General features: G+C 35.4%; 14 protein-coding genes and 1 riboswitch. Of the genes, 2 read left to right on the forward strand and 12 right to left on the reverse strand.

Going from position 1 to position 14,199, the window contains the following annotated elements:
- Window positions 1-5: 5 nt before the first annotated feature.
- The 11 genes from GKP30_RS05570 to GKP30_RS05620 all read right to left on the reverse strand — a co-directional run bounded on the left by GKP30_RS05570 (window position 6) and on the right by GKP30_RS05620 (window position 10,975).
- Window positions 6-716 (reverse strand): MgtC/SapB family protein, encoded by a 711-nt coding sequence (locus GKP30_RS05570; protein ID WP_407928587.1) that lies wholly within the window; start codon window positions 714-716, stop codon window positions 6-8.
- A 74-nt stretch (window positions 717-790) separates the two neighbouring features.
- Window positions 791-2,149 carry a magnesium transporter gene (gene mgtE, locus GKP30_RS05575; protein ID WP_216828412.1) on the reverse strand — a complete coding sequence of 453 codons (1,359 nt, stop codon included), beginning with the start codon at window positions 2,147-2,149 and terminating at the stop codon, window positions 791-793.
- A 277-nt stretch (window positions 2,150-2,426) separates the two neighbouring features.
- A riboswitch (M-box (ykoK) riboswitch) is annotated at window positions 2,427-2,591 on the reverse strand.
- 244 nt (window positions 2,592-2,835) lie between these two features.
- Entirely contained in the window at window positions 2,836-3,198 is a 363-nt protein-coding gene (locus GKP30_RS05580; RefSeq protein WP_216828413.1) for a response regulator, read from the reverse strand.
- Between the two features lie 33 nt (window positions 3,199-3,231).
- Window positions 3,232-3,675 carry a chemotaxis protein CheW gene (locus tag GKP30_RS05585; protein WP_216828414.1) on the reverse strand — a complete coding sequence of 148 codons (444 nt, stop codon included), beginning with the start codon at window positions 3,673-3,675 and terminating at the stop codon, window positions 3,232-3,234.
- Between the two features lie 24 nt (window positions 3,676-3,699).
- Complete coding sequence (locus GKP30_RS05590; protein WP_216828415.1) at window positions 3,700-5,799, reverse strand: chemotaxis protein CheA; 2,100 nt, start codon at window positions 5,797-5,799, stop codon at window positions 3,700-3,702.
- A gap of 319 nt (window positions 5,800-6,118) precedes the next feature.
- Complete coding sequence (locus GKP30_RS05595) at window positions 6,119-6,682, reverse strand: FixH family protein (RefSeq protein ID WP_216828416.1); 564 nt, start codon at window positions 6,680-6,682, stop codon at window positions 6,119-6,121.
- Between the two features lie 152 nt (window positions 6,683-6,834).
- Window positions 6,835-8,220, reverse strand: a complete 1,386-nt coding sequence (locus GKP30_RS05600) for a sensor histidine kinase (protein ID WP_216828417.1) — start codon at window positions 8,218-8,220, stop codon at window positions 6,835-6,837.
- Complete coding sequence (locus GKP30_RS05605; protein ID WP_216828418.1) at window positions 8,217-8,906, reverse strand: response regulator transcription factor; 690 nt, start codon at window positions 8,904-8,906, stop codon at window positions 8,217-8,219. The genes GKP30_RS05600 and GKP30_RS05605 overlap by 4 nt, the downstream gene beginning before the upstream one ends.
- The gene (locus GKP30_RS05610; protein ID WP_216828419.1) at window positions 8,899-9,882 is read right to left on the reverse strand and encodes a YncE family protein; all 984 of its coding nucleotides are present in this window, start codon (window positions 9,880-9,882) and stop codon (window positions 8,899-8,901) included. Before GKP30_RS05610 ends, GKP30_RS05605 begins: the two co-directional genes overlap by 8 nt.
- A 185-nt stretch (window positions 9,883-10,067) precedes the next feature.
- Window positions 10,068-10,541: a thioredoxin family protein gene (locus GKP30_RS05615; protein WP_216828420.1), complete on the reverse strand. Its 474-nt coding sequence runs from the start codon at window positions 10,539-10,541 to the stop codon at window positions 10,068-10,070.
- Between the two features lie 5 nt (window positions 10,542-10,546).
- Window positions 10,547-10,975: a disulfide oxidoreductase gene (locus GKP30_RS05620; RefSeq protein ID WP_216828421.1), complete on the reverse strand. Its 429-nt coding sequence runs from the start codon at window positions 10,973-10,975 to the stop codon at window positions 10,547-10,549.
- Between the two features lie 225 nt (window positions 10,976-11,200).
- Here GKP30_RS05620 and GKP30_RS05625 point away from each other — a divergent pair, with 225 nt between their 5' ends.
- On the forward strand, window positions 11,201-11,419 hold the full coding sequence (locus tag GKP30_RS05625) for a KTSC domain-containing protein (RefSeq protein ID WP_216828422.1): 219 nt from the start codon (window positions 11,201-11,203) through the stop codon (window positions 11,417-11,419).
- Between the two features lie 40 nt (window positions 11,420-11,459).
- On the opposite strand, the gene GKP30_RS05630 is transcribed toward GKP30_RS05625, so the two are convergent.
- The gene (locus tag GKP30_RS05630; RefSeq protein ID WP_216828423.1) at window positions 11,460-12,938 is read right to left on the reverse strand and encodes a methyl-accepting chemotaxis protein; all 1,479 of its coding nucleotides are present in this window, start codon (window positions 12,936-12,938) and stop codon (window positions 11,460-11,462) included.
- 283 nt (window positions 12,939-13,221) lie between these two features.
- Between GKP30_RS05630 and GKP30_RS05635 the strand changes: the two genes are divergently transcribed.
- The gene (locus GKP30_RS05635) at window positions 13,222-14,121 is read left to right on the forward strand and encodes an EamA family transporter (protein WP_216828424.1); all 900 of its coding nucleotides are present in this window, start codon (window positions 13,222-13,224) and stop codon (window positions 14,119-14,121) included.
- Window positions 14,122-14,199 lie beyond the last annotated feature (78 nt).

Raw genomic sequence — 14,199 nt, forward strand, 5'->3', positions numbered from 1 at the left:
ATTTTTTATAGATGTTCTACATCAACAGTTAACACATGGTCAATTTTTTTAAATAGATAGTAAATTTCAGTCGTGTATTGTTTTTCTGGCGCTGAAATCGTTAAATCTATTTGTTGATTTCCATTTTCAAGGTCTTTAATTTTAATATTTCGGATGTTAATTTCATAATTTTTCTTTTCTTTTAAGCTATCACCTTTTCTTTCAATCGCTTGGAGTAGCTCTGTCATTTTCATGTTCGGTTCCATAACAATTTTGACTGCAACATCCCGTTTACTTAAGGTGCTTGGCCCCAATCGCTTAACGAATAGCGGTAGGATGTTGACAGCCGCTATGAGTAGAATAACTACATAAAAGGCTTCAGCATAAAACCCTGCCCCAATTGCAATTCCTAAACCAGATGCGGCCCAAATCATAGCAGCTGTCGTTAAACCTGAAATGACATCATTACTTCTTCTTAAAATGACACCTGCACCTAGGAAACCGACACCGCTGACAATTTGCGCAGCTAAACGCATGGGGTCCATAGCATTAAAGGTAGGTGAAGCATAGCGGTGAAATGATTCAACTGAAACGATTGTTACAAGACAACTAGCAACGCAAATGACCATACTTGTCTTTAACCCAAGGGGCTTATGCTTTAGTTGTCGATCAATCCCAATTAAAAGTCCAAGCAATAGAGCCACCGACAGCTTAATAAAAACTTCGTATGTTACCACTAAGAACACCTACCTTCCCACCTTTTTACACATCGGTGCCAGGCACCTAATAGGAGCCTGGCACCGTTTTTTTATTATAGGTAATTAATTAAAGATGTTGCGATTGAGAAGTAAATAAGTAAACCTAAAATATCGTTTACTGTTGTAATAAATGGACCTGATGCAATCGCTGGGTCTAGTTTTAATTTATTGATAGCTAACGGAACAGTTGCACCAATAACAGTTGCCACACTTAATGTTAAGAAAAGAGAAACACCAACAATAAATGCAATCATATAACCATATAAGAATGGCACAAAAATAAATAGAGTAATTGCACAAATCAACCCTAGCATCATACCAGTACCAAACTCTCGCTTAACTGTATTCCATAATCCTTTCTTCTCTAATGAACCAGTTGCTAATGCACGTACTGTAACTGCTAGAGATTGTGTACCCGTATTTCCAGCTGAGTCCATGATCAGTGGGATAAACACAGCTAATAATACAATTTCTTCAAGAGTTTCTTCAAACTGACCAATTACACCAGCTGTAATCAGACCAAAAAACATTAATAATATAATCCAAGGTGAACGTTTTTTTGCCGCAGTGAATGCAGTTACATTAACATCTGTTGCACCTCTAACTGCAGAGATTTCACCTAAGTCTTCTGTTGCTTCATCCTCTAAAACGTCCATAACGTCATCGACTGTGACGATACCAATTAACTCGCTTGTACTTGTAACAACAGGAGCAGCAAGGAAATCATATTTCTTAATTAATTTTGCCACTTCTTCTTGGTCCATATGTGCTTCAACCGAAACAACACGTGAACTCATAATATTTTCAATTTTTTCATTTGTCGGTGCAATAATCAGGTCACGAAGCGAAATTACCCCAACTAACTTATCTTTCTCATCAACGACATACAGGTAATAAACCGTTTCAGCATCAGGGCCTTGCTCACGAAGAAGCTCTACAACTTCTGAAGCTGTTTGTCTTGCTTTAATTGAAATATATTCTTTTGTCATAATCGCACCAGCGGTTTCTGGCGGATAAGATAATAGTTCTTTTACGTCATCGGCATCTTCTTTATCCATTGCACTTAAGATTGCTTTAGCCTTTGCATCTTTAATTTCAGCAAGGTAGTCGGCTACATCATCGGCATACATGTTATTAAACATTTCTGCAATGAAGTCATCTTCTAGCTCGAGTGCAATTCTTTTTTGATCATCGATTTCCAACTCTTGGAATACCTCTGCAAATTCAGCAGCTGAAAGATACGCGTATACTAGTTGGCGTTGATCTTTCTCTAAGTTAGAGAAGATATCCATTTGATCTGTTGGATGTAATTCAAGAAACGCCTCTCTAAATTGCTCTTTGTTATTTTCTTTTAAAACTTGAAGAATATGGTTTACGTATTCTTCTCGTGTTTGTTCGTTAAGTCTAACCACGGTCGCTTCCTCCTTGAGAGGAGAACTAAACTAATCACACCGTACTACTCGGGAGTGAAGTGGAGTTCTCCCTTTTTCTTGTATTATTCCTTTTGTCTTTATTAATAAACCACAATTTGTCGATTCGGGTTCGGGACTACTATCCATTCCACAACACCTCCCGTTTTTATGTATTTAGTAATATTAAATAAAAAACACCTTCTACGAGAGAAGGTGTTAATTCAACAAAAATTAGCGCATACTTATTATATAAGCATACTAAAAAAAATGTTCATTACCATTCCTTCAATCGTAGAGCTTTAGCACTGTACGGCATAGGTCATAGACCAGCTACATTAAAAACCACCTTATTTCGATGGTTCCTGTTGACCCATTGGCGTCTTTGGACATTTTTGGGCAGCAGCGTATCTCCGTACAGGAGCCTCACCTAACGAGGAACATTATTCAATTACTTAGTTGATGTTACATGATGCTTGACTTTGTGTCAACAAGGTTATTTATATTTTATTTTTACTAATAATTTATTGCTTTACTTTTAGTCACTCGACGTTAACCAAGGTGAAAGCTTAGTTCTTCATGCATTATCGTGAAGCCCAAATGGACAGTATAGTAAGGTTTACGAAACAGGCATAAAAAAAGACTGACTCACAAACGCCCATGATTCAGTCAATATTTATTATTTTTATTTAAGAATTCGCTACCTTCTGTAGAGCCTCAATTACACGATCAGCCTGAAATGGCTTAACGATAAAATCCTTCGCGCCTGATTGAATGGCATCGATAACCATCGCTTGTTGTCCCATTGCTGAACACATAATAACTTTTGCATTAGGATTAATACTTTTAATATCACGAAGCGCTTCAATCCCATCTTTTTCTGGCATTGTAATATCCATCGTAACAATATCAGGATTTAGCTCTTTATACTTTTCAACCGCCTCTTGACCATTCGCTGCTTCCCCTACGATATTAAAGTTATTTTTTGATAAGATATCCTTAATCATCATTCTCATAAAAGCAGCATCATCAACAATTAATACAGAAGTCATCTTAACACCCCACACTATATTTAGGCTAATCTATTAATTTGCAATTACTTTATCAATATTTAACAATGTAAACAATCGGTTATCAAGCTTTACGACTCCACTTAAGTAGTCAGCTTCAACACCACCAACAACTTCTGGTGTTGGCTCTATTTTTTCTGAAGGAATATCAATTACGTCATTTGCACCGTCAACAATAAATCCAATCTCAATATCGTCTTTAGAGATGACTAGAATCCGGGTAGCTTCATCAGCCTTTTTAGATTCAATCCCGAAGCGTTTTCTTAAATCCATAATCGGGGTAATGACTCCACGCAAATTCATAACTCCCTTTATAAATGGAAAAGTTCTCGGTATACGTGTCACAGGCTGCATTCTTTCAATAGATTGGATATTATCTACTTCAATTGCATATTCTTCATCTTTTAACTGAAAAACAATAACTTTTAATTCTTTTCCTACTGTACTTTCCACAGACATCAGGGTTTGCCTCCCATCCTTGTATTACTTAATTAGTGCATTTGTATCAACAATCAAAGCAACTTGACCATTTCCTAAAATTGTTGCACCTGAAATAGCAAAGACATTCGTTAAATAGTTACCTAACGACTTGAGTACAATATCATGTTGTCCTATTAGTGAATCGACAACTAGTCCAGCTATTTTATCACCTTTATGAATAATAACTAGAGAATAATATTCCTCTTCTATCTCTTGCTCTACAGGTACCTCGAAAATATCTTTAAGGAAAACGAGAGGAACTACCTTTCCACGGAAGTCGATCACCTTTTGTCCGTGTGCACTATATACTTCCTTTTTATTCACAATCGCCGTCTCAACGATAGCTGAAAGAGGGATGGCATACTTTTCGTCACTTACTTCTACTAACATAACATCAATAATTGAAAGTGTTAACGGAAGTTGAATAGAAAAAATCGATCCCTTTCCTAATGTAGAATCAACTGTCACTACGCCACCTAGAGATTCGAAAGTCGACCGAACCACATCAAGACCTACGCCTCGGCCAGAAACATCTGTAACTTTATCAGCTGTACTAAACCCAGCTCTAAATAAAAGACCATAGATTTGTTGGTCTGACATTTTACTTGCTTCTTCCTCAGTAACAACACCGTTTGAAAGAGCTTTATTAAGTACCTTATCTCGGTTAATCCCAGCTCCATCATCTTCAATCTCAATAAAAACATTGTTTCCACTATGGTAAGCCTTAAGGATGATCGTCCCTACTTCTGGTTTACCTAACTCCCTACGTTTTTCTGGAGTCTCAATCCCATGATCAATAGAATTTCGAATTAAATGAACGAGAGGATCACCTATTTCATCGATAATTGTTCGGTCCAGCTCTGTTTCTGCTCCTAAAATATGAAGATCTACCTTTTTATTTAAGTCCTTCGAAAGACTACGAACCATCCGTGGGAAACGATTAAAAACTTGTTCGACAGGCATCATTCTCATATTTAAAATAATTTCCTGTAAATCTCCAGATATCCGTGACATTCGTTCAACCGTTTCGTTCAGCTCATTATTTTTTAACTCACTAGCTATTTGCTCAAGACGACCTCGATCAATGACTAGTTCTTCAAATAAATTCATTAAAACGTCAAGGCGCTCAATATTTACTCGAATCGTTTTATTTACTTCTGCGTGTTTTCTACCATTCGCTTGTGAACTCTTTACTTGAGCTTTCATTTCTTGAACGGCTGGAACAATTTCTTTTTCTTCAAGCTCCACTTCTGGTTCAACTTTTGCTTCATCTGCTTCTCTTTCAGATGCAGCCTTTTTTAACTCTTCAAGATTTAATTGATGAACGTTTACCTCACTAATCTCTGAAACTTTTTCAATACGTTGTATAATTTCATCAGCTTCTACTTGTGAAATAATGGTAACAACAAATTCTAAATCAAATTTTTCTTCCTCTAATTCTTCAGCACTAGGATTTGACTTAATAATTTCACCAATTTGTTCAAGCACTTCAAAAACCATAAACACCCGAGCAGCCTTTAACATCGTACGCTCATCAAGCGATACTTTTACTTGAAAAGAGTTGTACCCTTGTTCTTGTGATTGCATAAGAACCGTCAATTCAAACTGGTCATAAGTAACTTCAAAAGCAGCAGTTTCTGCCTCTTCACTAACAGGTGCCACTGCCTCTTCACTAACAGGTGCCACTACCTCTTCAACAGTTGCTGCAACTTGAGTAGGTGAACCACCTTTTTCAATTTGCTCTAGTAATTCTGTCACATTTGAGACATCACGTTTTCCAGTACCACCCGCTGCAATATCATTTACCATTTCTTCTAAGTCATCAACTGCAGCAAAGACAACATCTAGAACAGCTGATGATGCTTCTAGCTTTTGATTTCTAATTAAATCTAGTACATTTTCCATTGTATGTGTTAAATGAGCCAAATCTTCATAACCCATCGTCGCTGCCATTCCTTTTAACGTATGTGCAGAACGGAAAATTTCGCCAACAATAGCTAGATTACTTGGATCAGTTTCTAAAAGTAGTAAATTATCATTTAATGATTGTAAGTGCTCCTGGCTCTCATCAATAAACACATCTAAGTATTCTGAAGTACTCAAGACTGTCTTCACCTCAACATATCGTCTACGAAGTTTTTTATATTAAAATGCTAGTTTTATTGATTGGACAATAAATAATAAGAGTGTGACTAAATCACCAACTATACCATATCCAAAACTAGTAAAAAAGTAATGTACTATAGAGCTATTTAACCATATAATAAACTAATCTTGTTTAAGAATATAGTCGAATTAATAAATTTGATAAAATAAATGGCCACAAGTGACAAAATGGAGTTGGGACATTTTAACATAGGGAATAGTCTACAAAGCCCTACACAAAAAAGCTTAGAGAATTATCTCTAAGCTTTTTTATTCATTAATGATTATGCTCATCTTCCTCATCTTCATGTTCATGTCCGTGTTCATGATCCTCATGTTCTTCATCGTCTTCTTCATGATCACCGTGTTCTCCATGGCCATCCATCTTTGTTGTTACCGTATCTGGTTCAGCTGTAGTTGCTTCAACATCTACGTCACCAACGACAACCATTTGTTTTTCCATACGGTGCATTGCACATGCTGTTACATGATAATAAGCATAATATACGCCATCTTCCTGGAACATCCAATCTAATGTGTAAAGGCCATCTCCTTGATTTTCCGTTTCTAGCATGTGATGATAATCAGGATTTGCATGCTCCCAAATTTCAAACTGAACGTCATCAGCCTCTTCTACATTAAACCCATCATGCGTTACATGTGCTGTAAATAGCAAGTTTTCTCCACTCTCTGGTGCTTCAGGCTCCCAAGAAAAATCGACTTCAATTGGGACGAGCGGATTTTCACATGCCCCGCTAGCCTGCCCATTATCCTCTGCTTGACCGCAGGCAGTCATTAAACCTAATAATACTACAGAGCCAATTATACTCAATTTCTTCATATGGATATCTCCCTTATAAAAATAATCGTTTTCGTTTTAATAATAGTAAAAAAGCTTCTTCAAAAAGAATAAAAATCAATTGTGATAAAACTATGAAATCTCTCAAGCAAATTTTTGAACAATCTATATACATTCCTTACTTAAGATCACAATCAATTCATATATTTAGGTAGAATGACAGAAACTTCTGTCCCTTGTCCAACATCAGATTTTATTGTTAACCTACCGTTATGCAGTTTAGCAATTTGTTGAACGATGGCCAGTCCTAGGCCTGTTCCACCTTCTTTTCGAGTTCTCCCTTTATTCACACGATAAAATCTTTCCGTAATTTTATCAACTTCTTCTCTTGGAATCCCTACCCCTTCATCCTTAATAACGAGCACTGCTTCGTTATCCTTTGTAAAAAGACGGACAAAAATCGTCCCATGTTCATTACTATACCGAATGGCATTACTTAATATATTTGAAATGACTTGTGAGATACGGTCTTCATCACCTTCAACGATAATTTCTTCATCTAATTCTTTTTGAATGGTTATATTTTTTTCTTTTACATGCCACTCAAATTTTTGCACAACCTCTTCAACGACTTGAGCAAACGGTAAAGGTGCTTTGGTTATTGGATACGTATCTCCTTCTAGCTGAGCTAAATCTAATAAGTCATGTACAAGCCTACCAATATAAGCCGTTTCGTTTTTCATTGTACTTACATATTTCTCTTGCGGAATTACCTGTTCTTCAAATGCTTCTGTGTACCCTTTCATTAGACTAATAGGGGTTCTTAGTTCATGGGAAACATTTGATAAAAACTCTCTCCGCTTAGTCTCAACTTCGTCCAAAGAAGAAGACATGCGATTGAACGACTTCGCTAACTGGCCAAGTTCATCACGTCTATTCACATTAACACGCTTTGAGAAATCTCCATCAGCCATCTGGTTTGTAACTTCTATCATCTTTTCAATTGGACGTATAAAATAGTCAGTAATTTTACGAGTAACTACGCTGACAATGATAATTGTTAAAATGACAAAGCCTATTAACATATACCGAATTGACTCAAATGGCTCGTATACCGTTGCTAAAGGCATGTATAAAAACAGAACTCCTTCAAGTCCATTCAACCCCATAATGGGAGTAACTACAGCAACAATATCTTGAGCAAACCTAGGGTGCTCACGAATTAAGGTGAGCGTTTCGCCATCAAGTAATACTTGCCGCTCTTCAAAGGTAATTAATGTTTCTTCAATTTCAACCTCAAAAGGAAGCCCACCACTTAATAGCATTGGATCTGTCGTATAAATAACATTAGCTTCTAACACGTTGTCAAGCCAAGTAATTTGATCTTGGAATTCTGATTTTGAAAACTGATTATATTGAGTAGCAACTGCTTGTCCATGATACTGGAGTAATGAAATTTGTTTTTCAACATAAAATTTCTCATACAAAAAGTATGTCAATACAATGATAGCAATTATGGTTAAAGACATGAGAAGAATAAACGACATCCAAACTCGTTGCTTTAAAACACTCTTCCTCATTCATTGTCACCTTCGAATTTGTACCCTACACCCCAGACTGTTTTTATGTGATTACCATACTGCCCTAATTTAATTCGCAATGTCTTAATATGTGTATCGACTGTACGAAATGTTCCTTTTTCATAATCCATTCCCCAGACATAGTCATGGATTTGTTCACGACTAAATACCATTTTTTCGTGACTAACAAGGTATTGGAGGAGATCATATTCTTTTCTCGTTAATGTTACTTTTTTGTCCTCCACAGTAACTGTTCTTCCTTCAAGGTCAATTTCAAGTGCTCCAAAGCGTAGGAACGAAGTCTTCTTTTGTGTTACTAATTCTATCCTACGAAGCTGTGCCTCAATCCTTGCCACAAGCTCTTTTGGACTAAAGGGTTTAACTACATAATCGTCTGCTCCAATTTTCAAGCCTTGAACTCGGTCCATTTCTCCACCTTTTGCCGTTAGCATAATAATAGGAACTGTCCATTTTTCTCTGATTTTCTCACATGCAGTATATCCGTCCATTCCTGGCATCATAACATCTAATACAATTAAATCCACTTTGTCACGTTGTAGAATTGGAAAAACTTCAATTCCATCATAAGCCTCTAAAACATGATAGCCTTCTTTTAGTAAATATGAGGTGACTAATTCAACTATTTGTTTTTCATCATCAACTACTAATATTGTTTTTTTAGTCATTTTCTACCTCTCCTATAGCAACCCCAAACGGTCCGCTCGCTAAATCTACGTTACCTAGTACTTCATAAGTGTTTCTATCAATAACGGTTAAGTTATTTCCATCTAACCCAGTAACATAGAGGTGTCGGTCAGAGCCGTTCATATAATGCGGATTATCACCAACAACCACTCGTTGCTTTACTTCATAAGTATTGCGATCGATGGCATATAAATCACTTGAACCATGACACAATACGTAAAAGTGATCTCCTAATTCATCCTCGTACATAAAGATTGGCATTAAACCCACTTGTACATCTTTTTGTTTTTCTCCAGTTAGCGGATGATACGCCTCAATGCTCTCATTCCAGTTGGTGAAATCACCATGTCCAGCTACCCATAAATAATGACCGTCATAAAATAAATCAGTCGGTAATTCCAATACAGGAAATGTTGTTTGTACCTTATAATTTTTACGATCAATTACCGTAACCATAGGTGTTTCTCCACTACTTAATACGAAAATAAATTCGCCACTTTTATCAAGGTTAGCCTGAATCGGGTTTACTTCGACATCTATTGAAATGAGCTTTTCTTTACTATCCATTTGATATACATGTAATTGATGATCTTTCGCATCAGTTAAAAATAAGAGTTGATCTTGCTTGTCATAATTCATGCTTGTTATTCCTTGCCCCAATTCAAGCCATGTTTCTATTCGACCAGATGTTAAATCTACTAATAATACCTCTTCCTCTAGTTTCCCAGCAATAGCTACTTGATTCGGTGCTATCGTTTCAAGTGAATGAATTTCAAATGGAAACTCATCTGAATATACAACATCGAATGATTCCTGTTCAATAAAAGTAATCGTTTTTTCTTTTAAATGAGTAACCATCAAAAGTGGCTGCTTGTCAGGAAGTGAAATATGAAGTTGTTTACAGCCTGATAACGCTAAAATGAAAAATAATAAACACATAATCAATATTTTCTTCATGTTCATCACCTATTTTATCGAATAATCATTTCTAATTTAAAAATACCATACAATTGTGATGACATTGTGAAATCCAATAACAGTATCATTTTTACCTTAATTCTATGTAAAAACGTTTGTCCTTAAAATTATTACGCTATGTAAAAAAGAGACTAACATCTACAGTTAGCCTCCCCCATTCTATCTTAGTTTAAAGCCTTTACTTGCTCAAACCAGTAACGATATTCTTCTTCTAAATACAGACCTTCCATTCTTCCAAGTTCTTGTCCATTCTCGTAATGAACGATTGTCGGTGTTGATTGAATATTGTGCTCATTCCAACCTTCATTAAACTCAAGAAGATTATATAACTCCAAATCGATTCCCAGGTCTTCCGTCATTGGAACAACGATTGGCGATGCTTCAACACATGCAGGACAAGTTGGCTGATAAAAGTAAACCGTCATGCTTTCCCCATTTTCTAAAGAAGCCTTAAGTTCTTCAGGAAGAATGATGTTTTGATAATTCGGATCATCTAATTGATTAATCGTTGCTTGGTTTAAATTAGACTTTCCATAAGGATTTCCCTCTACTTTTTGACTCGTTGATATATTATTGACAACCGCTAGTGCGGCAAAAATACCTATAACTACCACTAAAAAGATAATGATTTTTTTCATGGTTTCTATCTCCCTTGATTTGTTTTTAAAATAACTAAACTAATTACTAAAATGGCCGTAAAACCAACTAAAGCTAAAAATGGTATTGTTATAAACCCTAACCAATTAATATATTGACCAGCACAAGGAATGAGTCCACATGAATCTAGCTCTGTCATTGCTGGCACTTTTTGTAGCAAATAATGATAAAACGCAATCAATATGCCTATACCTGAAAATACCGCAGAATATAAAGCTTGTTTTGGGTCCTTTTTAACGACAGCTATACCTAAAATAATCACGATTGGATACATGAAAATACGTTGGTACCAGCACAGCTCACATGGCATATATCCAAGAACTTCTGAAAAATACAAACTACCGATCGTAGCTATTAAAGAAACTCCCCACGCTGCAAAAAGAAGATTTTCGTTTTGTTTTACTAAATTTTTCATTGTTCACCCTCATTAAGGTTCATAGTAGCAAAACTCTAAGTCTAATAGTACAAAAAAAATAGGCGGACATCAATCAAACACGACTATATATTAATAGGTAATTGTGAATAAAATATGAATGTCATCCAAACAATAGAAAAAAAGGATACTTGCCTATTAATAGATTTGTTTCATTTTCTCTCCATGGGGAATTAGAAAAGTAATTAACTATCGGGGGTGAATACATTGAAGCAATTTACAGACATTCAAAGTACTATGATTAGTAATGTAATGTACGATACACAAACAAAAACATTCTATGTGCATAAGAAAAATGATCAGCAATATGCTTTTTTCGATGTACCGGAGTTCATTTATGTTAGCTTCATGTCAAGTAATGATAAAGATGAATACTTCTTAAGTGAAATTAAAGATAAATTTAGGGAGAAAAAATTATCTTCGTAATTAGAGCAAAAAAAATTAAGAGAAAGGGTATCCCTTTCTCTTATTCATTTACTAATCCATTTAATTCTCTAGTTAAACTTTCTAATTCCTTAAAGCTATCAATAATTTCTTCAATATATTGATGTTGTTCCTCTACACTAGCAAATACTTCTTCAACCATAGCACTTGACTCTTGGGTCACATTTGTTACTTCTGATAATTCTATTTTAATTTTATTTGATGCGTTCTCAAGTAGTGATACCACTTCTTCTAACTTATTACTAAACGATACAACTTCCTGTGTATTCCCTAAGATTTCATTGAAACTTACTTCTGTTTCTTTTGTCACTTTAATACTTTCACCAACAATTTCTTCACCTTTTTGGACTTCAACTGTTACCTGTTCAGTTTTTACTTTAATATCTTGTAAAATACTTTCAATTTCTTTTGTTGAACGTTGCGAGTCTTCTGCTAAACGTTTGACTTCATTTGCAACTACTACAAACCCTCTTCCATGTTCACCAGCTCTAGCAGCTTCAATAGAAGCATTTAATGCCAGTAGGTTTGTTTGATTGGAAATATCACTGATCGTCGTTAAGATCGTACTAATCTTTTGACTTTGTTCATTTAGCTCCTTCATAATAACTGCAGCTGAGGTGATAACAGACTGGACATTATCCATCGTTTTCGTTAATTCATTGACCTGTTCGTTTCCTTTGTTTGTATGTGTCAGGGTCTCATGCGCTACTCTTTTGGCTGATTGTGAGAAAGAGGAAACATTAAGGACTGCTGTATTCGTATCAATCATGGAATCATTTATTTCACTTACTGTAGAAGCCTGTGTTTCAACTCCTCTAGCAACTTCAGAAAATGTTGATGTTAAATCTGTCGAAACTTTTTGTGTTGCTTCTATATTTGATTTTACTTGTTGACTAAACTCAGAAATGATCTTAACTGAATTTGCAACTTTACCCAATAACTGATCAACTTTCTGCTTCTCCGCTAATGCCTCTTCTCCTTTAGCCTCAATATCTTTTTGCATTTTCTCACCAATTCGTGCTTGTGCAATTAAAACACCAGAAATAATAACGACAAACACATTTAATGAAATAAGAATTTCATTCTCCTGTCCCCAAAACATCGTGTCTCGTAATGTAAAGAAAAAATAATTCGTTAGAAATAAACCGATTGCACCTGATAGAGCTATAGAGCGATAATTATGAAACAATGTGATAAAGACAAGTCCTACATAGATCATTAAATAATTTGATAGCTTAGGAGAAGTAACTCCCATGACAAAAGTTAACACTCCAAGTCCACTAGCAATAAAATACTGAAGGGAAAACGGAGCCCAGCCATTGTAAGCCATTACTGTAAAAATAACTGAAAAAACGAGTCCAGTAACGGAATAAGCAATTACACCACTTATTGGAACTTCACTAATAAAATTACTAATTAAGCCTAGGATAAATGCACCCCATATTAAGTTAGTTACTAATTTATTTTTTTTAATGTACACAGACATATCCTTTGTCGACATATTTGCCCCCTTCTATTAGACAAACACATGAATGAATAACCATTCATGTAGGATGATATATATACTTATAGGAAAATAGTAGTATTATTTAATAGTTTACAAAAATTCAGACTAGTACACAACTAGTAATTTCTTATAGTTTATATAAGGTCCTCCCCGACCAAAGCCCAAAATTCGTTTTTTCATTAACTTGTCATTGAAATCATATAATAAAAAGCTTATCACTTGCTCATTTTTCATGTCTTAGATAAGATAATTCCGTTATGAAAAAGGGGTTATTAACTTGAAATTAAAATATTCAGTCTTAGTTTTTATCGGTGCATGTAGTTATGGTATTTTATCGACGTTTGTAAAACTGGCGTATGAACAAGGTTTTTTACATTCTGAAGTCATTAGTAGTCAATTTTTTGTCGGCTGGCTTTTATTATTAATGTTATTTTTGTTCATATCCAAACAAAAAATCTCGCGAAAAAACATCATTCTTTTACTTGGTGCAGGTACAACAACGAGCTTAACAGGAATTTTTTACTATTTAGCTTTAGAAACTATTCCAGCTTCGTTAGCCATCATCCTATTATTTCAATTTACTTGGATTGGAGTACTCATAGAAGCGGTCACTGACAAAAAATGGCCTTCTATTACAAAGCTAATTTCAATTGGAATAATCTTGGTTGGTACCATTCTAGCAGCAGGACCACTGCTACAATTAACAGGAGAACTAACAGTTATCGGTATCGTCTACGGTCTCATTGCTGCTTTTTCCTTTGCATGGTTTATCTTCTTAAGTGGTAAAGTGGCACTAACTGTTCACCCAATGGTTCGCAGTTTCCTGTTTATAACCGGAGCAATGATTTTCACGCTTATTTTATTTCCACCGACCTTTTTATTAAGTGGAGCATTCCTAGATGGGCTTTGGATTTATGCTTTACCATTAGGATTTTTTGGATTAGTTTTACCTACGATATTATTTGCTATTGGTGTTCCCAAAATCGGTACAGGGTTAGGAACCATCCTCGGAGCTGCAGAATTACCTACAGCTGTTATTATGTCTGTGCTTGTTTTAAAAGAGCATGTATCTTTCCTTCAATGGGTTGGTGTCGCCTTAATCTTAGTAGCAATTACTTATTCGCAACAACAAAACCTTTTTAAGTATCGGAAAGGCAAAAGAAAAGAGACTAACTGAATAAACTGGTCCCCATGTCAAGGACACTATAAAAAAAGAGACTATGCAACTAGAAGGTGATCCCTATATTGAATAGGG

It is taken from the genome of Alkalihalobacterium elongatum, from assembly GCF_019024285.1.
In the GTDB taxonomy this organism is placed as follows: Bacteria; Bacillota; Bacilli; order Bacillales; family Bacillaceae_F; genus Alkalihalobacterium; species Alkalihalobacterium elongatum.

Bases quoted from the DNA above. Each gene is read 5' to 3' on its own strand.
- GKP30_RS05580 (WP_216828413.1), bottom strand. From the start codon at position 3,198: ATGACTTCTGTATTAATTGTTGATGATGCTGCTTTTATGAGAATGATG.
- GKP30_RS05585 (WP_216828414.1), bottom strand. From the start codon at position 3,675: ATGTCTGTGGAAAGTACAGTAGGAAAAGAATTAAAAGTTATTGTTTTT.
- GKP30_RS05595 (WP_216828416.1), bottom strand. From the start codon at position 6,682: ATGAAGAAATTGAGTATAATTGGCTCTGTAGTATTATTAGGTTTAATG.
- GKP30_RS05600 (WP_216828417.1), bottom strand. From the start codon at position 8,220: ATGAGGAAGAGTGTTTTAAAGCAACGAGTTTGGATGTCGTTTATTCTT.
- GKP30_RS05605 (WP_216828418.1), bottom strand. From the start codon at position 8,906: ATGACTAAAAAAACAATATTAGTAGTTGATGATGAAAAACAAATAGTT.
- GKP30_RS05610 (WP_216828419.1), bottom strand. From the start codon at position 9,882: ATGAAGAAAATATTGATTATGTGTTTATTATTTTTCATTTTAGCGTTA.
- GKP30_RS05615 (WP_216828420.1), bottom strand. From the start codon at position 10,541: ATGAAAAAAATCATTATCTTTTTAGTGGTAGTTATAGGTATTTTTGCC.
- GKP30_RS05620 (WP_216828421.1), bottom strand. From the start codon at position 10,975: ATGAAAAATTTAGTAAAACAAAACGAAAATCTTCTTTTTGCAGCGTGG.
- GKP30_RS05630 (WP_216828423.1), bottom strand. From the start codon at position 12,938: ATGTCGACAAAGGATATGTCTGTGTACATTAAAAAAAATAAATTAGTA.